15 protein-coding genes and 1 pseudogene are annotated in these 19568 nt (G+C 41.6%); 7 read left to right on the top strand and 9 right to left on the bottom strand.

Translation table 11 applies throughout. The annotated features are described in order from the left end of the window. The first annotated feature begins 473 nt into the window (after positions 1-473). From DNL43_RS04780 to DNL43_RS04760, 5 genes are all read left to right on the top strand, one after another. Complete coding sequence (locus DNL43_RS04780) at positions 474-1652, top strand: amidase domain-containing protein (RefSeq protein WP_056981944.1); 1179 nt, start codon at positions 474-476, stop codon at positions 1650-1652. A 16-nt stretch (positions 1653-1668) separates the two neighbouring features. Then, positions 1669-1992: a hypothetical protein gene (locus tag DNL43_RS04775; RefSeq protein ID WP_054769728.1), complete on the top strand. Its 324-nt coding sequence runs from the start codon at positions 1669-1671 to the stop codon at positions 1990-1992. Between the two features lie 60 nt (positions 1993-2052). Next, positions 2053-2490 carry a hypothetical protein gene (locus tag DNL43_RS04770; RefSeq protein ID WP_225364701.1) on the top strand — a complete coding sequence of 146 codons (438 nt, stop codon included), beginning with the start codon at positions 2053-2055 and terminating at the stop codon, positions 2488-2490. A gap of 512 nt (positions 2491-3002) precedes the next feature. Beyond that, positions 3003-3581 carry an amidase domain-containing protein gene (locus DNL43_RS12370; protein WP_054769727.1) on the top strand — a complete coding sequence of 193 codons (579 nt, stop codon included), beginning with the start codon at positions 3003-3005 and terminating at the stop codon, positions 3579-3581. A 3-nt stretch (positions 3582-3584) separates the two neighbouring features. Further along, on the top strand, positions 3585-3902 hold the full coding sequence (locus tag DNL43_RS04760) for a hypothetical protein (RefSeq protein ID WP_056981942.1): 318 nt from the start codon (positions 3585-3587) through the stop codon (positions 3900-3902). A 639-nt stretch (positions 3903-4541) separates the two neighbouring features. Here DNL43_RS04760 and DNL43_RS04755 read toward each other — a convergent pair. From DNL43_RS04755 to DNL43_RS04735, 5 genes are all read right to left on the bottom strand, one after another. After that, a complete protein-coding gene (locus tag DNL43_RS04755) occupies positions 4542-5456 on the bottom strand; it encodes an NADP-dependent oxidoreductase (RefSeq protein WP_056981940.1) in 915 nt (304 codons plus the stop codon). Between the two features lie 104 nt (positions 5457-5560). Continuing rightward, positions 5561-6748: an MFS transporter gene (locus DNL43_RS04750; protein ID WP_054769733.1), complete on the bottom strand. Its 1188-nt coding sequence runs from the start codon at positions 6746-6748 to the stop codon at positions 5561-5563. A 309-nt stretch (positions 6749-7057) separates the two neighbouring features. Beyond that, the gene (locus tag DNL43_RS04745) at positions 7058-7918 is read right to left on the bottom strand and encodes a hypothetical protein (RefSeq protein ID WP_056981938.1); all 861 of its coding nucleotides are present in this window, start codon (positions 7916-7918) and stop codon (positions 7058-7060) included. 494 nt (positions 7919-8412) lie between these two features. Further along, positions 8413-9270, bottom strand: coding sequence for a hypothetical protein (locus DNL43_RS04740; RefSeq protein ID WP_054769724.1), 858 nt, complete (start codon positions 9268-9270; stop codon positions 8413-8415). Positions 9271-9347: 77 nt separating this feature from the next. Continuing rightward, a complete protein-coding gene (locus DNL43_RS04735) occupies positions 9348-10205 on the bottom strand; it encodes a hypothetical protein (RefSeq protein ID WP_056981936.1) in 858 nt (285 codons plus the stop codon). 651 nt (positions 10206-10856) lie between these two features. Here DNL43_RS04735 and DNL43_RS12365 point away from each other — a divergent pair. Continuing rightward, positions 10857-11345, top strand: a pseudogene (locus tag DNL43_RS12365) (hypothetical protein); the annotation flags it as partial. 355 nt (positions 11346-11700) lie between these two features. Here the strand turns inward: DNL43_RS12365 and DNL43_RS04725 are convergent. The 4 genes from DNL43_RS04725 to DNL43_RS04710 form a co-directional block, all read right to left on the bottom strand. After that, on the bottom strand, positions 11701-12906 hold the full coding sequence (locus tag DNL43_RS04725) for a hypothetical protein (protein ID WP_179286824.1): 1206 nt from the start codon (positions 12904-12906) through the stop codon (positions 11701-11703). A gap of 96 nt (positions 12907-13002) precedes the next feature. Continuing rightward, the gene (locus DNL43_RS04720; RefSeq protein WP_054769923.1) at positions 13003-13971 is read right to left on the bottom strand and encodes an IS30 family transposase; all 969 of its coding nucleotides are present in this window, start codon (positions 13969-13971) and stop codon (positions 13003-13005) included. 56 nt (positions 13972-14027) lie between these two features. After that, positions 14028-14177 carry a hypothetical protein gene (locus DNL43_RS04715; protein WP_156645013.1) on the bottom strand — a complete coding sequence of 50 codons (150 nt, stop codon included), beginning with the start codon at positions 14175-14177 and terminating at the stop codon, positions 14028-14030. A gap of 152 nt (positions 14178-14329) precedes the next feature. Then, a complete protein-coding gene (locus DNL43_RS04710; RefSeq protein ID WP_056981620.1) occupies positions 14330-15031 on the bottom strand; it encodes a hypothetical protein in 702 nt (233 codons plus the stop codon). Between the two features lie 658 nt (positions 15032-15689). Here DNL43_RS04710 and DNL43_RS04705 point away from each other — a divergent pair. Continuing rightward, positions 15690-19547: an MFS transporter gene (locus DNL43_RS04705; protein WP_156645011.1), complete on the top strand. Its 3858-nt coding sequence runs from the start codon at positions 15690-15692 to the stop codon at positions 19545-19547. Positions 19548-19568 lie beyond the last annotated feature (21 nt).

Here is a 19568-nt window from a genome sequence, read left to right as displayed (position 1 = left end):
GTGAATAAAAGACCCAACCAATATTCAAGTAATGACAGGTTAGTGTTTAACGCAATACTAAAAAATAGTACAAGAAGAATATAAAAAGTCCAAGAACTGATATCCTCTGCAGTTACTTTATAGGTGCAGATCTTTTTCAAAATGTTATTAAGATATTTCTTGAATTTCATTATTCTGAATTCTCCTCATACTTATTAATTTATATCCAAGTTTCCATTATTAAGGAAGTCGAATGTTTTAAGTGCATTCTTAAATGGTATAGTTCTTTAGGGGGGCAAAGTCAATAAATGAGACTGATGCAACCTTAGTTGACCTATCGCAAATTTCTGCGAATAAAGGCCATGCAATCCATGATATCACAGGTGCTTTTTCTAATACTGTGGGTCAGGGAACGGCAATTGTTAACTCAATCTATGAGGTTATTTCAACCATCAGAAACTTGCTTTAACATATTCTAGGGGGGGATAATAACGGTGAAGCCGAACAAGTATTTGTTTAGAGCTTTCAGTTTAGTTGGTATTTCGTTACTGTCATTGTTGTTGGTCAGCACCACAGGTGCGTCAGCGCATGACTTGAGTCAGTATACTCCGGTTACGACTGATCAAAATCAGAATAATAACAGTGGCAATAACGATGATAATAATAACAACGATAACAATAATAATGGTGGAGGGGGTTATATTCCTGGCGGGAACACCGGCGGGGGAGGAGTCAACAACAATGGTGGTGGAATCTCTACTGGTGGAGCAACAGCTGGTGCTACAGCTAATAGTGGTGATGGTTCTGCAACAGTTGCTAACAATCCACAGGGCCAAGCGGCTTCTAAGCCTGACACACAAACCAATGGTGGATACGGTCCAGCTTCATCGGCTATGAATAAGTCAGAAGAATCCGGGTCGGTTTCACAGAAAGCTCCTACTAGAAGCTCGATTACTATTGGGAAGACGGGGAGCACCTCAAAACTCCATAATACTGTTGCCACAAAGTCTGTGCGAATTAATCCAACAAATAAGTATGTATCATTGCATGCACATAACAAAGTGCGCATGCACCATAAGTTAACTAGTAAGAGAGAATCTCCCAGCCTTAAACACGGATTGAGTTACGTCAAGCGGCATGTCCACCATTACAACAAGAAGTATCCAAGATGGGGTGATGATTGCACAAACTTTGGATCTCAATACATGGCATCACGTGGATATAAAAAAACAAAGAGAGGTTTAAGACACTATTGGGTGGCTGGAAAGGGAACTTGTCACGATCCATACAGGTGGTACTGCAACAAAAAAGGGAAGAAGTATCGATACAATCATTATATCAAGGCCGGAGTTTCGAAAAGTTGGGTAAATGTTAACAGCTTCTACACATACTGGACGAAGTATAAGCATTTGAAGCATTTTTCAACGCGAAAGCAATCATACGTAATACACCACGCTCGGTTAGGGGACATAATTCAATTTAAAGATAAGTCGGAAAAATGGTTTCACACCGCTATCATTACAAAAAAGACTAGGCACGAAGTATATTATTCTTGTCACACGGCAAACGTGTTCAATAAACCGCTGAGAAAATGTAACAAAGGACATTTCAGAAGAGGTCGTAACAAGATCATCAAGTTTCGTGTAATCCATGTTTCAAAACGAAAAATATAAGGTGGAGGATTGACAAATGAAGTTTCTACGGTTAATAATCAAATCGATTAAGGTGTTGGCAGCAGTGGTTATGATATTTGTCTTGATGACATTGCTACTATCTCTTTCGTCAAAGGAGTCCGTTCGGGTACGGATTTTACTCGATGGTCATCCCGTGACTGCAATTAAATGTGACCCGAAGTATACCAAGGTTCAAAGCCGTGCATTTCATCAGCCTGTGTTTACGATCCCGTATAAGGATGGGTACGATTCAAGTGATGAGTCATATATGGTCACCCAGTTTAAGATCCGGCAGGTGTCGGTTTTTAAGATTGCCGACCATATTATCCCGAAGTTGTAGCAATTCAACGTAGGGGTGACACCTGATTCTTAAGTGTTTAGACGGAAAGGAGAGAAATGAGTGAAAAGAACAACTGCTCTACTATTCTTTGGAGTGTTCGGTATCATCACCATTCTGGCCTTTGAAGGAACTGATCAAGCATCTGCTGCACAGATGGAATGGAAACCAGCATATTCAGATATGCTTGGTCAGCCATATAAACACAAGGTTGTGAAGTATAGTCCCACTGGGTGGGGAAATTATGAAGGTGGCTACCGAAAGGAATACTTCAGTTCGGATAAGCACATTCAGTATAGGTATTTGTTGAAGTCTCGGACAATAGTTTATCGGTACAACAACCACGACAAGCTGCTGCAGTCAAAGTATAACTACTTAAAGATTGTGATGCGACATGGCCACAAGATACCGGAATATTCATACTATTACAAGCTTGGCCATCATAAGTGGGTTTATTCAGTGACATATAAGTATTGGCTGCGAGATCCGGTTAAGTATTAGGCAACTCCTTAGCAAAGCAATCATATTGAGGTCTTTGATGGTAAAGCCGTTTATATTTCGAGTGGTGACCCTGGTGATCCAACGAAAGTTGCCAAGATCCTTTGGGGGCAAACTAGCGCTAAAGTAGTAACACTTAACAACGGTCACTGGTCAGCTTATTCAATTGAAACAGAAGGCCTACAGTTAGGAGCCAACATGTACGTGAACATTGCTTACCATGATGGTAAGGGTGTTAACAGCAAAATCGAATTTATCAGTTTAATAAACACGCACTTGACTAGCAGTATATAACAGGTAGTGGTTCTGGTCAGAGTAACACAGCAAACCAGAACACTGGATCGACAAAGGGTGTCCATTCCACTAATTCGCAAGTTGAAAGTGGGAGTAAACAGGAAAGGAACTCGAAATTCGATCATTATTCCAAGCAAGCGGCTAAGCCTGTTGGCCAATTTCAGCCAAGTAATCGGACGAAGCACAAGCCGTATAAGACAACTTGGAAAAAGGGGCAAAAGTTGGATAAGAACCAACGTAGAGAAGTTCAGTATGAGAGAAAGCATTATAAGCACTATGACAAAAAATATCCCAACTTTAGTGGGACATTTGCACGTGGTGACTGTACTAATTGGGCTTCCCAAGACCGACTGCATGCTGCTGGTGGTATGACCTCAAGAGATAAGCATGCAAGAAAGCATTTTGGGTCAGGGAATCGGATTTCAACCAAACATTCCAAGTGGTATTGTAGGCATGCTAAGTCGACTTTGTTTGGCCTCAGGAAACATTGGAACTATTCTACGAGTTGGACAACAGTTAAGGGATTCTATAAGTATTGGGCTGGAACAAAGCATCGGCCTCATTTCGTGACTAGTAGCTTTCGGAGAGTGATGGCACATGTGCGCGTCGGGGATGTAATTCAATTGCATTCCAAGAAGGATGGCTGGCATCACACTGTCACTGTGTCTAAGGTTGCAAAACACATGGTCTACTATACATCTCATAATAAAAATAGATTATTTGCGCCCCTAACTAAAATTAAATCATTAACAGGTCTCGCAAAGACTAACAAAATACGAGTTATTGAAATGGGGATCTAAGCGATGAAAAAAATACTGAAAAGAAGTTTATATGGAATAATAATCACCCTGTTGCTTGTCATCATTTTCCTCACGGTGTCTACAAAGAATGCGGTACGAGCGAACATGATGGCTCATGGAGTATCACCGATTTCAGCTTTTAAGTGCAACCCAAAATATGCTCCAAAAACAAGCAAATCGTTGGAAATACCAGTATATTATGTTCCCGAAAAGTTTGCCTATAAGGATAGGACAACCGGCGTTCATACCTCAACCTTTGCTATAAGGACTTATTTAGGAGTATTTCATATTGCTGTTACTGCTGATCAATATTACGGGTAGTTGAAATGGGGATATAGGTTTGAAAAATAAGCATCCACGGTCTTTAGCACGAAAGGTCATATATTCAATCCTTGTGATTGTATCGTTATTATTTATAGTATGAACAATATCACCGAAAAACGCTGTCCGGTTGACAATTGCGTTCTCGGGGCATCCTGTAAAAGCTATGCAATGTGATCCCATTCAAATTGACGGTCGGCGTCATGAACTAAAGGCCACGATTTATGTTATTCAAAGTAAATATTCTTATAGAAGCTTAGATATAACGGTGCCCCAGGGATCAGTGTTCAAAGTTCGAAAGCTGTTCGTCTTTAATTTTGCGGTTCCATCAGTTTATCCAGGTTAGGTATCTCACAAGCTTCATGCAAAACGACTCAACACCTTATTAGATGTTGAGTCGTTTTACTGTCTATTGGAAACATGATAACTTCTCGGGATTGATGTGCGCAAATATCATGAGTGCCATGTTCTGATTCCGGTAGCCGGTTCGCCCTGAAGTGAGGCCCTCATGAAATTACTAATCACATCATCTTCATACTTGCTCAGGCGTAGAAAAAGATCCGGTTAGAACTGAAATTCAAGCCGCATTAACTGGATCTAATCTTTGACTAATCTTTGACTAATTTTTGTTTGTTTACGTTATTTTGCAATGATAATCCGGCCAGCATGCTTGGAATCAAGTAACTGGTGGCCTTTAATAACACTATCAAGTGAGAACGGCAGCTTGTATCCGATTCGAATTTTGAGCTTACCGGCTGCCATCAGCTTGAGCATGGCGTTCAAGGCATCGTCATCCGAAATTTCTTGAGTTGGATGAATATGGTTAAAGGTAACTTTCTTCTCGGTTGGGGCATCGTTATCGGCCACACTGGCAATAATGCCGCCATCTTTGACGATTTGGACGTCGCTTTCGGCACCATTGCCATTCAAGGCCGCATCAATGACAACGTCAGCGGTGTCTGCCAATACTTCTGAAGGATCTTCCTTATCATAGGCAACGTATTTCTCAACGCCCAGTGATTTGACGTATTCTTCGTTGGCACTTGAACCAATGCCGATAACTTTGGCACCCACGTCCAAGGCAATTTGAGCGGCCAGGGAACCAACACCGCCGGATGCCCCTTTCACAATAACGGTTTGACCTGGTTGAACTTTGCCAAACAGGTGAACGCCCTTATATGCGGCAAGCCCGGGAGTAACGATTCCTGCGGCGGCCATGTAAGGCACGCCACTTGGAATCAGGACGGTGTTGGAGTCTTCACCAACTGAGTACTCGGCATAGGAATGATGACCATGGGCGACTACCCGGTCACCAATATCAAATCCAGTGACTTCTGCGCCGACTTTTTCAACGAAGCCTGCCACATCACGGCCGGGGATGATACGATGGTCAGTTGGTTTGAATTCTCCTGCCCGTTGTAAGGCTTCAAAATTATTTAAGTTAAATGCTTCAGTTTTAATCAAAATCTGGTTTGGTTTAATTTCTGGTGTCGGAATATCATATTCCTGAAATACGTCTGGACCGCCATTTTTTTCGTAACCAAATGCTTTCATCATAACCGCTCCTTCGTTTGTAAGTTCTACAAACTCAGTTTAATTCAAATATGGGTGAAAGCAATTAATTTGAACGTTGAGTGATTGTGCGCCAGACTTGAAATCTAATGGGTTTTCTTAGCCGTAAATCCTTTTCGAATTGCCCGGTTAATCAGAAGTAGGAATCCCAGCGATAGAACCGCAAAGACCACCGATCCAATACTGATTCGATCCAGACCGACGATTCCGACCATGCTGGAAGCAGTTGCTGATCCCAGCGAGATTCCGAAGTTAAAGAAAATCGAACTGAGGGATGACGCAAATACAAGGGATTGTGGATATTCCTTCTCGGCAAGGTTCAGGAAATGAATTTGGACTGGTGAGTTAATGATCGTCACAATCAAGGTCAGGATAAGGATGATTGCCAAGCCGGCAATTTTGCTGTGAAGCGCAAACGGAAAGACGATTAATAGGATAATATCAGCGATATAAAACGGTGGTATTTTCCGCAGGCTATTGGGCTTCTCGGCCATCATTCCGGAAAGCCGGTTACTTAAAATACTCATGATTCCAATGATGAACAGCAGCCAGTTTAAGCTTTGAGTGCTGAATCCCATTGAAGTAGTGAGCAGTGGCCGGATATACGTATAGTAACCATACATGGTTGCGGCAGTGAACAGGACGAGGAACACGCCATGGTAGATCCGCGGATCCAGTAGGATGGTGAGCTGGTTTTTGATGGTACTTTTGGTTTGCTTGACCTTTTTCGGTAAAATCTGGGTTAACAATAGGAAGGTACATATACTGATAATCGAAATCCCCCAGAATGTGTAGCGCCAACCAAAGCTTGTACTGACAGCGACACCAATTGGAACACCGAAGACTGAAGCGATGCTAAAGCCAGCGAAAATCCATGATACCAAGGATGCCCGTTTATCACGAGGGGCAATCGTACTCGCAAAAGTCATAATTAACGAAATGATTGATCCGGCAGTGGTTGCCGTGATAATTCGGGAGGCCATCATGGTTAGGTAACCAATCGATAAGGCACTGAGCGTATTCCCGATTAGAAAAACAATCATCAGTGTTAATAATGTTTTGTACCGACTATATCGGCTGGTCAGGATTGTCACAAAGGGCGCACTGACGGCATAAACCATGGCAAAGATGGTTACCAGATACCCCATGGTTGAAATTGGCGTGTGAAACTGTGCCGAAAGGTCGGGGAGAATTCCAACAACGATAAATTCATTACACCCCAACATAAAAGCCACGAGAATAAATACCAATGATTGAACTTTATACTTAGTCACTTCAAACCCTCCAGATGATAATTGTTTCATGTGAAACTTCCTATCAAATCATATCATAAGAATACGATAGATACGAAAAGTAAGAGTAATAGATGACAAAAAAATTGGATATGCATAAAGTCCAGCGGCATTTATTAAAGAGAAGGGGGCGTTTGGGGGTTCCACTTGTGTAAAGTAGTCAAACGAGTCTGTGTATAATTTGAGTCTTAATCAGATAATATGACTTTAAATAGCGCCCGTTTAGTTCTTATGAGATGTCTAAGGGGCTGTTTATGATTCTGGAACAGTCCCTATACATAATTCCATTAATTATTTTGACACAATTACTAAATTCGAGAATGAGCGAGAATAGGTATATGGTTGACCAATATTGAGACCAAAACCAACTTTAGGATAGTCAGGGTGACTGGCAGCGAGGGATTTAATTCCATGCTCAATTGGGGTTGCCAAGGCATTAATATAGCTATTTCCCGATACATTAGGATTATATTTAACTGCTTCAAACCAACTACTGTTATAATCTTCAGGAATGCCATAGCTTTCGGCATAATTTCCCTTTACAAGACCGAACTTAGAACGGATCGAAGTCCAATTTGGATCGCTAATAGTTGGATTGTTTTGTCCATAATGCTGGTTGTAAGCTGCATAGTTCATTAGATTTGTGTCAAATGTGTAGGTACCTGCTAAATCCTGTTTAACTTTTTGCATTACCTGGTTCTCAGCTGTTTGTTGCGGCATGGCGAGAAACTCTTTGAATTGTTGCTTGAGAATGGCGGTATTAGAACTACCATTAGTAGTCGCAGGCGTTTTGGAATTGACTCCAGCGGTTAAATAGCCGCGCCAAACGATCCCACTGATTGTTTTAGAACCATTAGTGACGTAATAATAGACCCCCTTTTTACTGCTGTAACTGGAACGCATCAGCATACTCTTGGAAACATACCAAGTGGTATGGGGATAGTTCTTTAAATTATGTAGTTTACGAGTATGCGTAGGGTTGTAAATATAGGCTGATCGCTGACTCGCAGCGTGATAGGGAAGATTGTCACGGTTGACTGACTTAACCTGATAGTAACGCGTAGAAGCTTGGACTGGCATTGCAGGAGTTAAGGTTCCAATAATTCCCAAGGCTGCTGAAACAGAAACTAACAACAAGATGCTTTTTTTCATAAATGGTACCTCCATGGTTGTAATTATAGTAGTGGAACGAATTTAGCTTACCGAAAGCTTTTGTAAGAAAAATGATTATTACCAATTGATTGATATTGTTATAGATCGGACCGTTGGCGTGGAGTTAGAAAGAAGTCTGAATAGTTAATTATTCAGACTTCTTTCGAGGATAAGCAAATGAACTACTTAGCCTATACAACGGCAACGTATCGGGTATCGTCAAAGATATTATCGGTATTGATGAAACACTTAAAGGTTCATAACAGGAATCTTTTGGTAGGCAATTTTTTATTTATTCGGATTGTATAATGCAATCACATATTGTCCGATACCTGATTTTTCACCATAGTTTAAAAAATTTTTTTGATCGATTGGTTGACTAAACATCCCAATTTGCCAACCTTTGTAGTCTGAAATGTTGATATGCTGTTTAGTTAAATCATTTAGGACAAATTGCTGGCAGAACTCAGTGATCTAAGTTCTACAGACGTTCTTTATTGATGCTGAGGGGCAAGTAAGGTAATTGTATAATCACCAAATTTTGGATAAGCGTATTGTTTATTGGCTTTTTGATAAATTGGCGTACTAGACATGTTAATTTGCCAGCTCTTATATGCTGATAGATCTATATGCTGTTTGTTTAAATCAGCAAGAACAAATTGTTTAAAGGTTAATGATCCATTTGCTAGGTCTTGAATTTGCTGGTCAGTTGGTTTTACTGAAACTTTGATATATTTAGTGTTTGATGAGCCGTCTGGTTTTGTAGAATTGAGTTTACTATTATAAATAGTTCCCATAAAATCTTTGATGATTGGCAGGTCTTGGTAATAGGTAACTCCAAGGTCATAAGCATCTTCTTCATAGGGATCTGAGTAGGAGCTTTTAAGCGCGCTAAGTTCCTTTTTAGTAGGATGTGGGATACCACCGGGATTGTCTGTCGTCACCCAGTTTGTAGTGGTACTCTTGTCTGTATTGTTATTATTGGCCGCACTATTACTAGAATAAGCGCCTCGGGTTAAATAGCCTTTCCAAGCATAACCTTTAACACTTCCGGATTTATTCGATACATAATAGAAAATACCGGTTTTTGTCCCATTGGTCATTTTGAGGACTCTCGATGCATACCAGGTGGTCTTTGGGTAATTGGTTAAGTGATGCTTCTTCTGGGTTAAATTGTAATTCCAGAGGTAGGCTTTGGTACTGCCATTCCAATGAAAAGCGGTATTGTTAGCGGTCTTGGATTTAACGGTGTGATAAACTCCAGCGGCTTTAACGGATTGGGGTGAAGTTGCCAAGGTCAGACCGGTGAAGCCGGCAATTAAACCGGTTAATAAAATTAGTTGTTTTTTCAAATGAATAACCTCCATTAGGATAGTGTTAGAAAAAGTCCGAAGTACTTAGCATTCAGACTTTTTTGATTTTAACCGTATTAATTAGAACTTTTTTGGTCTTGCTTTGGATATTCAAGAATCACTACACCGCGGCCGTAATTTGGACTGCTTTTGTCAAAAGCATAGGCACCAATTAAGCGATTTTTAAAGGTTGTGAAACTAACGTTGCCGTTAGCAGCATAAACGACATTATTCACATAATTTTTGAATGAAATTTGACCGGACTTTAATTGTTGTTGTTTTTCTTTGTTATTTTTACCACTGTTACCAATAAAGAAGAAAGTCATGTACTGTTGAGTATCTTTGTATTTATTAGCGACCATTATTTGAAAGTATTCATCACCACTGTCTGGATTACTATACTTGCTAACAAAACTGGGGTACTCATTAGCAATTTGTTGCAGTTGTGAATCAGGAACCGTGCCTTCAAAGAATCCAGCTAGTTCCTGTCTTAGGCTGTTAGTTGGATTAGTATCGGTACCGTTGTTATTGTCTGAATTACCATTATCATTGTCGCTTGGCGTAGTTCCACCATTAGGATTGGTGCCACTAGTTAAGTAGCCGCGCCAAACAACTCCGCTTACCTTTCCGGTACCATTCGTAACGTAATAGTAAATACCTTTCTTACCCGTGTAACTAGAACGCATGATGATACTCTTGGAAACGTACCAGGTTGTCCGTGGGTAGTTTTTAAGGTTATGTAATTTCTGGGTGTGGGTGGTATTGTAAATGTAGGCTGATCGTTGACTGGCAGCGTGATAAGGTAAGTTATTACGATTGATTGACTTCACCCAGTAGTAATGGGCTGAGGCCTGGGCAGGCTTTGTTTGAGTGGTGGCCCCCAGGAAGCCTAAGGCGGATAAAGCCGTTGTTAAAATTAAGATATTTTTCTTCATAAAAGTTCACCTCCAAGTTTTAAATATAGTATAGCACCGAAACTAATTCATTTTACCCATTTCTTACATAAACAGAAAATAAATGGGACAATATTTTCCAAGATTTTCAATCGTACTAAAAATATAACCCCTCAGCAAAAGGATTTGCATGGTTTCTTTTTGCTGAGTTTTATTTCATTAGGAAAATTGTTAGACCCCATTGATTGTGATTTTCTGAAACAGTTTGAGTGGCGGAATAGCTAGTTAGCTAACCAAAACTTGTATTTTTGAAGTGGATTTTTTAATTGTATCCTGTTCATTAAACGGCGTATTAACAACAAATCAGACAATCATAATCTTTACTTAACTGGCTCACTTAGTAATTATGTTATATTTGGAAGCCCACAAGATTTAAAATAGCAGTAAGAAGGGGGGACCAACGTGGACGGATATTATTCAGGTATTGGAACTAATTTAAAATTCAAACTCAACTTAAAAGATAAATTTCATGCGATACAGACGTTTTATGCCGGCGCAGATTATATTTATACGCTGCAGCGGCGACGAAATAAGTTTGATGGTGAGCTTCGGGATTTGACCTTGAGTCGACTGGTTATTCAAAAAGATCGTAACGGCCATCCAACCGGGAAAGCAAAGCAGCGTGAAGCACCCATGATTCTTGTCGGCTTTGGTCATTCGCAAGTTCTCCAATACTTTACCCATGGCCCTGACCATACACCCTATTTTTGGGTTGCCACGCGGGGAGCCCAGACCAATTTGGCCAACCAGGACTTAACCCATTGGCCGACTCAACTGGCCAGGGTCCGGTATGTGTCCGGATCCACGTTGGATTATGCGAACCCAACACGGCTAATTAGCCTAAAATACGCAAATCACCTCGGAAAGTCAATCGGCAGCTTGTTACGAGTAGAGGGGGCTTTGTCCAGTGATCAATCAAAGTTGCTGATCGTGACGATCAATACAGATAAGCCACGCAAGGCCAGCTTTATTGAATATGACAATGAACGATTGAATCAGGCACTGGATAAAGTAGCCGGGACTTCCAAACCCTATTTGCCGTGTGACTCAGCTGCAGTAAGGGATGCCAGTATTGGAAATGGCTTGAAGCCTGGGTTCATCAGCAAACGGGTATACTCGCTCTCTTATTATGGGTCGATTCAAGGGGTTGCTTTAGATGATAATGACGATATTTATTTCTTAGGCAGTCACGCTGACAACAATGCGATTATGTTAAGCAAGGTGAACTGGGGCGATCATTCTTCAGCCCATCAAGTCGTGGATAACCCCCATTGGAAATCGGGAAAAACGGAAGGCGAAGGGATTCAATTATCCGGTGAGAATGTCTTGATTGGCATTGCCAGTTATCATCGATGGACAGTCGTTAATCAAATTTATTCTTTTCCAAAATCAGCATTCAAAGCATAAGAAAACCGCGATCCATCAATGAATTTCATTAATGTGTCGCGGTTATTTTTGTGTTTATTAGTAATGAACTTTATGAAGCATTGCCGCTGTTATTCAAAAACCCATCGTAATAGCTGACCGGTTTATAAAGGTAAGGCAATACTTCAGTATCGTTGTCATTAAACGACTGAATTTCATGCTCATTCTCTGACGACCACCATGTATCGTTTCCACTAGTTTTTAAGACTAAGTTGGCAAAGGTCATATGGATTTGGTTACCTGGATTGAACGTGGGATTGTTGAATATAACTTGATACTGGCCCTGCCATTTACCATTCTCGTAGTGATACTGGCTGAAGCCGTAACTTGTGGCATAGCGGTAATACTGAGACTTGGATGTATCGATGAGCTTTAAGATTTTACTTTGATGAGTCCCGTTGCTGACATTGCCTTGAAAGGTGGGTGCGACGTACCAAATGCCGTCTTTCAAGGTTGGCTGAGTATTGGACAGCTTCAAGATGTTGCTTGTGGGAACGTAGCGTAACCAACGATTTAAATCGACCAATGAGAGATTATGGTTTGGGCCAAAGCCATTGCCGTAAACGTGGGTGATTGGACCGCTGTTGTATGTTGCCACTTGAGCGTTTGGATCAGCGAAGTCAAAGCCGCGGCCACCGAAAGGCATGACAGATACTTGATTGACGTCATAGGTAGCGATTGGCTTGGCACCGTTTGGTAATTTGGCTAAATCTAAAACGGCTGAAAAAGCGTTGATTTCTTCCCAGTTCCCACTGGTGGCATTGCCGTTGAGGATATCGATCATTGGCACGCGTACCCAATGATTTGGCGCATAATAGACCTTCCGCATGATGATTCGGGCACCATTGTGGTTGCCGTAGTTTAGCATTTCAGGAAGATAGGGATGATCCTTCTTCAAGTAATTCAGGACTCGTTTTTGGTCCCTAAAGGATGGTGTTTTGGCAAAACGACTGATGCCATCCTGGTTAATCTTGCCGTGAATTCGATCCGATGAAGCGTAGATGCCCGAAGCATTCCACTCACCAATACTGTGAGACGCCCCACGACGGAATGCCCGGTTGGAAAGCAGCACGTTGAAGGTTGGGTAACTGTAAAAGCCGCCCTTATAGTATTTTCCTTGAATCAGCTGTCCATGCCAGACGTAACCTTTGATTTTTTTATTGGCACTGTGAACGTAATAGTAACTGCCAAAGTAGTTGTGAGTTTTGATAGTAACTCGTTTGGTTGAGTAAAGATTCGTTCTTGGATAGTTCTTCAAGTTGTGAAGCTTCTTATTATAAGAAGCGTTCCACACGTAAATATTCTTACCGGAGTTCGGCAGGAATGATGTTTTTTTAAATCTTCAAATGTCAAATTAAGTTAGAAATTTTAGCTGCTCATCAGTGATTTGATTTACGAATGCCTCAAGTGGTGTTTGATAATTGAGACTTTTTCTGGGAATATGGTTCCGTCGACTAGCAACAGCCTGGACAAATTCATCTGATAGCTGGTCCATGATGAGATCATGGTGCAACCCATCCTTACGAAGTAAGTTGTTGGTGTTTTCATTCAACCCACGTTGATTGGGTGCTCCTACAGCGGCAAAGTAAATATTTAAATCAAACTGGTTAGCAATCGTTCGCCAACCGGCGAACTCCTTACCATTATCAAACGTGATGGACTTAAACAAGTGGCGTGGCAGCTTCGTCAACCAGGCTGCTAAACTACGATTGACGTTTTGTGATGACTTGGTATGTGAATTCAAAACAATTGCGACCTTGGTCTGCCGTTCAACCAGTGTGGTTACGGCACCCTGATGGTTTTTGCCTTGAACCGTGTCGCCTTCTAAATGACCGAATTCTCGTTTAAAATTAGGATAGTCCTGATAACGGGTTTTTAAATCTCTGCCCAATTGCCCAGCTTTTCCTCGTCGTTCAACGTACCCATTAGGGTGACGCTGACCATGCATGGGTAAATCTTTGGCGAACAAGCCAAAAGCATCATGTTTGAAAATGCGATATAGGGTTCGTACGCCGCAGCTAAAAGAACGTTCGTGGCGATTAATAATTGTATCTGGTTGCCACCCCGCTTGAATTTTGGCTTGGATATAAACCAGTTCATCAGGGGCTAGTTGAATGGGCTTACGCCCACAATGTTGTTTGTGCCGTCGATAATGTTGTTGGTAATCAATAAGCGTACCGCCAGCGTCAAGAAAACGATAGATGCGATAAACGGTTTCAGCACTCCGGTGGAGTGCTGGTGCTACTCGGTAAGCCTTTTTATTGAGCTTCCAAAAGGAATAAATTGTAGTGAGTTCGTCTATGGTAAGATGAGTATAGGTCATTTGTGATCAGCCTTTCTTTTGATTTCAACACTCAAAAGTCTATCACAAATGGCTTTTTAAATTTCTAACTTAATTTTACAAACAGGGAATGTTTTATTAGTGGTTATTTTAGTTTTTGCACTGACAGAAGTTGCCGGTTGCACTGCGAACAATGAAAACGCAGCTAGTCCGGTGATTGCCCCCGTTAAGATAATTGACTTGTTCATGAAATCCCCCCTTGGACACATTATATGTCAGAAGGGGAAACTGTGCCAATTTCACGGACTGTTTCAAATGTTTCATGTGAAACATCAATGGAAACACAAAGCAGGCAACGAGTTTCGCACTCGTTGCCTGCTCTTATTAGATTCAACCAATGTTACTTAACGTCGTAATTGAATCCTTGAATAATTTGTTTAACGCTCTTTTTGACTGCCGAATTAACCTTGGCTTTGATCCGCTTTTGAACCTGTTTATTAGTCGCGGGGTTGGCCACGTTCTTCCCAGCAGCTTTGGCTTTCTTATACTGCTTGTTCGCTGACTTCTCCAGTTGAGTGGTGTACTGCTTTTTCAGTGTCTGCGCTGAATATTTGTTGGCGTAGCTCTTAGCGGGAGACTTGGCCGTTTTAGTAAAGATGTACGACTTTCCGTTGGCACTGGGTACCCGGCCACCGTTATGGTATGCCAAATGAACCTGGTAAGAATTGTTGCTCAGCTTTTTGATTGGGAAATAGTATTTCTGATTGAGCAGATTTCCCTTGGTATTCACAAATTTGTATTGTGAGGTAAAGGTTGTTCGATCTTTACTGATGTTGTTAAGCACCGGCATGCCAATCTGGAGTTCGGGCTTATTAAAATCACCAAAAATCAGGATTGTTTGGACGCCCTTCTTTGTCTCAAGGTATTTCCAGTGGAAGGCGAACCGGGCTTTGTTGCTCTTGAAGTAACCGGTTGGACCGCTGATTTCGCTCTTATCGAAGGTGTTGCTGGCTTTGACGGGCGTTGAACTGGCAGTGAATGCGAGCAGCAGGGATGCAGCGCCGACAATTCCTGCAAGTAGCTTGGGATTAGTTGATTTCATAGTGATGTCCTTTCATCTATCTTTTAAATACTTCCTATTGTAAGTGTAAACTAGCAGATTGAATTCCGGAACCACATTTCACCAGTTTCCATAACTTTGCACACTTTGACAAAATGTGTGTATTCAATGGCAGAAAGGTCAATGTTACGCTATTCATAGTTACAGCAGTGCAGGCAATATTTGTCTTGAGTTGCTATAACGGGTTCATCCTCACGCAATCGAGAGTCATTAGATGCGGCAGTCTGTTGATTCGAGGCTTGGCAGCCTGTCTCGGTTAGGCGAAGGAATTGTCAGTGAACGCTGAATTGATGAAATTAACTGGACGGCTGGCACCGTCCAGCCAATGCACGTTGCGTCTATGTGGGCGGCACCACATCGGACGTGTAACACTGCGTCTAGGTGGGTGGCACCACATAGACAGCACCAAAGGGGATCTATTGTGGGTGGCACCTCAATAGATAAGCACCATTGGATCTACATTGGTTGGCAGCCACAATAGATATTCAATGGTCATTGTCAATTTGCAGATTTCAGAATTCAACAGTAGATATAGATAAGGGGGATTGGTATAACAAACATTCAAATAAACAAGTGATTTTTACCACGCGTTTTTCAGCTTCACAGTTATTCATAGGAAAGGATGTGAAACATATCCGCCATGAAAAAGAGCAGCAAACGTGGCTTACGGATTATCGCTAGTCTTTCGACAGTGATTCTGATGTCACCGCTGTTTGCTAATTCTTCAGTTCAGGTCATGCTTGGTAATGAGTTAAATGCTCACGCCGATGCACATGCGAAAACACCTGAGGGAGACAAATCAGTTCATAAAGCATTTACACCAAAACGTAAAAGCCAGCACGCGATTGATTCCTCCATTAAGTATTCTCACAAAGTGTCAGTGTTGAAAGTTTCTTTGAAACCAACGGCCACCAACTACTTTAAGAAAGGTGATCAGATTCACTTCAAATTTAGTAGCAGGAACGTTAACTTGAAGAATTTAAAAGCCAGTTATCAAAAATCGTTACCATTCTCCTACAAACGGGTTAATGATCACGAACTGGTCTTAACTTTCAAGAAGTCATTAAATTCCGGGTTGTACGGACAAGCTTATGCGATCCCAACCAAGAATAGAAAAATGACAACGAAGGTCAAAGGAACGTTTGATAACACCAAGCTAAATATTAAGAATGATGACATTCATTCTTATCAATTGGCTTCCAGGGCTCACAAGGCTAGCTCCAATGCCGCAGCTTCGCAGAACACTGCAAACCAGCAGAATACTACGAATCAGCAAAGTACTGCGAACCAGCAAAGCACCGGTACCAACAATGCAACGACTCAACAGCCACAAACAACATCGACTACGAGTCAAGCAACGAATAATACTGGTACCACAACCGGTACTCAACAGACTGCAGCAAGTCAGCAGACGCAACCGAGTTACACTACTAACAATAGGAAACAAAGTTCCGTCAGCCAGTCAGCAAACACTTCGTCGAATCAGAGCTACGTAAGTACACAAGGCAAAGCTGTTGCAAAATCTTCAACAGGAGGGAATACCTCAACCAAGGTTAATCAACCTCAAGCAAGTAAAGTTGATGCATCTACATCAACCACTCCTGCACAGACTGCAGATACCACAAGTTCGTCTGATCAAACACAGGCTCAATCAACTTCTACAAGTTCCAATCAGACAACTTCTACTCAGGCATCTAACACAACAGCAACTTCTTCTGCAGATACGAAAGCTGCTGCAACTGACCAATCGAACGTCACCACAAACAGTGATGGTTCCATTTCTCAATCACAACAGCAGAATGTTAATGCTTCAGATGCATACAACACCGCTTTGTCACGAACCACAATCAAACAGGGTTCATCCTCAAAGGGTTATGTTTCAACACCAGTTCCAGCTGCGAGTGATCCGGAGACAACATATAACAAATATGCCAGTCAACAGGACACCACAACAACTGGCCAGACATCTGAAACTGTTCAAAATGGTAGTACTGCATCATCTACTACAACTACCACCAGCACCACGGGTTCAAATACTCAAAGTAGTCAAGCAGCGACTACACAAACAACTGCTCAAGCTAATTCCACTGGAACAGTGAACACAGCTGCTGGAAGTCAGAATACTTCGACTACAGATCCAAGTAAAACTACAACTGCGAATAGCAACAATTCTTCAGAGCAGAATTCCGAAGGTCAAGCTATTTATAACGCAGTTAAGAAAAATGTTTCAGATCAAACATCCACTTGGGCATCTGTCAATGAACAGGGCGAAATCATCAAAGAGTATCCTTGGATTCTCAAAGATATCGCTTCAAAGATGGCAGCCAACCAAGACACTAAAGGTCAGGTTTGGAAGTATGCGGTTCCTATGACAACCGGTAAAACGGCATTAGTCACAATTGATGGGCGTTCGAGCACATCAAAAGCTGATAAGGGAACGTTGGCAGCTTCCATGCCGGAATTGTTGAAATCCCTTGGGAATTCTTCAAAGACCGGGATGTTTAATGAAGCAGTTGATGTCGATATTTTGAAGCAGTCAGATTATTATAAGAATCTACAAACTGAGCAGAACAATTTACAAAATGCTTCAGCCAAGGATGCTTATAACACTGTCTTGGGTTCAACAAGATTTTCTCAAGACAATGGAACTTTGGATACTTCAAAGTATGTTACCGCTCCAACTCCTGACGCAAGTGATCCTCAAGCAACTTACGCTAAGCTTGCTGCAGAACAACAGAACGGCAGCAGTCAAACATCAACGACGACTACTGAAAATTCAGACGGTACTGCGATTTATAACAATATCAAATCACAAGTTGCCAACCAGACTAAGTCATGGGCTGACACTACCGAACAAGGCGAAATCGTCAAGGATTATCCTTGGATTTTAAATGATATCGCTAAGCGGATGGCAGTTGCCGGTACAAATGACAATCAGGTTTGGAATTACAAGATTCCTTTGACGACTGGCGAGACCGCATTAGTTACGATCAATGGCAAAGCAGATACAACAATGCCAAGTTCATTGACTGCCACGATGCCACAATTGCTTAAGTCATTGGGTTCATCAGCCACACCAGGAATGTTTAACGATGCAGTTGATTTTGATATTTTACAAAATTCACATTACTATAAAGGTCTGAAAATGCAGAGCCAGGCACAAGCAAATCCAAGTACCGGTTCAGAGTCAGGTAGCGGATTAGGTTCGATTCTTGGAGGTTTCTTCAATCCACTTTCAATTATTTCAAACATTGTCGGTGCCTTTCTCACAGTGTCAACTATTGGTAGCTTAATTGCGGTTCCAGTAATTGCGCACGTTGCCATTTCAGCAGTCAAATCAATTTCAAACATTGTCAAAGTTACCGGTGCAATTGTCGGTGTTGCCTTGAAGGCTATACCATTTATCGCGCCATTATTCATCATTCCAGCTATGATTACAATTGCCGGAATTATGTTTAATGCACCATTAATTATCGGCGGATTGCTTCTTGCTAAACCTGTAATTGATGCCGTTGCGACAATTGGAACAGTCATTACAATTGGAAATGTGATTGGAACAATCGGTACGCTCAGTACTCTTGGAACCATCGGCGGTGCAATCGCTCTTGGAACCATGGGAATGATCGGAACTGCAGTTGCTGTCGGTGCATTAGCTGCCACAGCACTTCCACTCATCTTCAAGACAATTACGAACATTGCCAGAAGCGTCGTTTCACTTGCCAACTTGGGAACCTTTATCGCTGGTTTCGTAATTGGTACGATCAGCGCGGTAACCACAACAATTTCCATTCTCGGTCATTTAGGTCTTGCTGTTCCGTTATTAGCTGTTACTTCAATTGCTAATCCAATTCTTTCAGTTATCTCAGCATTGGCCTTTGCAATTCTCACAGGAAACATTCTCAACCTCGGCACTGGTTTAGTAAATGTGCCACTCCTAGCTGGATTTGCAATTGGCGCATCACTTGTCACATTGATTGTGTCAATCTTAGGTCGTCAGTTGTTCAACTCAGCTATATCAGCAGTTAATCAATTCATTCAAGGTGCAAAGAACGTGATTCGAGCACTTGCATTGGGATCACTTATCCCGGCGTTCGTTTTGGCACCAGTACTGATTAAAATTGCGATGGCTTTCTTAGCACTCATTCCACTTGCTGGTTGGGCTCTCAAGAAATTCCTCGATAATATTCGATCAGGTTTGAATGCATTGAAACAATTCACCAATGTTATTTTCTTTGCTGTTCCATTAACAGCAATTGCTACGACAGTAGCTACAACAGTTACAAAAGCTATCAATAAAACTGGTAGCTTGGTTACCACAACCCTTGGTCCGCTGGCCATTCGCCTGGTAGTTGGTGCTTTAACTTTGGCCACCTTACCATTGACGATTGCATTCGGTGGATTACCATTCGTTATCATCAACATGGCTAACCGTCTGTTCCGCGACTTGGTTACGGGAACGGTTTGCTCCTATACTGAAATTTGGTACCAAAATCATTAGATTTTGTGTCATAATGATAAA

The sequence above is a fragment of the Lentilactobacillus kefiri genome (genome assembly GCF_009739535.1).
Classification (GTDB): domain Bacteria; phylum Bacillota; class Bacilli; order Lactobacillales; family Lactobacillaceae; genus Lentilactobacillus; species Lentilactobacillus kefiri.
This window is presented reverse-complemented; position numbering and strand designations above follow the sequence as displayed.

Bases quoted from the DNA above. Each gene is read 5' to 3' on its own strand.
- DNL43_RS04715 (WP_156645013.1), bottom strand. From the start codon at position 14,177: ATGAACAAGTCAATTATCTTAACGGGGGCAATCACCGGACTAGCTGCG.
- DNL43_RS04735 (WP_056981936.1), bottom strand. From the start codon at position 10,205: ATGAAGAAAAATATCTTAATTTTAACAACGGCTTTATCCGCCTTAGGC.
- DNL43_RS04775 (WP_054769728.1), top strand. From the start codon at position 1,669: ATGAAGTTTCTACGGTTAATAATCAAATCGATTAAGGTGTTGGCAGCA.
- DNL43_RS04720 (WP_054769923.1), bottom strand. From the start codon at position 13,971: ATGACCTATACTCATCTTACCATAGACGAACTCACTACAATTTATTCC.
- DNL43_RS04745 (WP_056981938.1), bottom strand. From the start codon at position 7,918: ATGAAAAAAAGCATCTTGTTGTTAGTTTCTGTTTCAGCAGCCTTGGGA.
- DNL43_RS04760 (WP_056981942.1), top strand. From the start codon at position 3,585: ATGAAAAAAATACTGAAAAGAAGTTTATATGGAATAATAATCACCCTG.
- DNL43_RS04710 (WP_056981620.1), bottom strand. From the start codon at position 15,031: ATGAAATCAACTAATCCCAAGCTACTTGCAGGAATTGTCGGCGCTGCA.
- DNL43_RS04755 (WP_056981940.1), bottom strand. From the start codon at position 5,456: ATGAAAGCATTTGGTTACGAAAAAAATGGCGGTCCAGACGTATTTCAG.
- DNL43_RS04705 (WP_156645011.1), top strand. From the start codon at position 15,690: ATGAAAAAGAGCAGCAAACGTGGCTTACGGATTATCGCTAGTCTTTCG.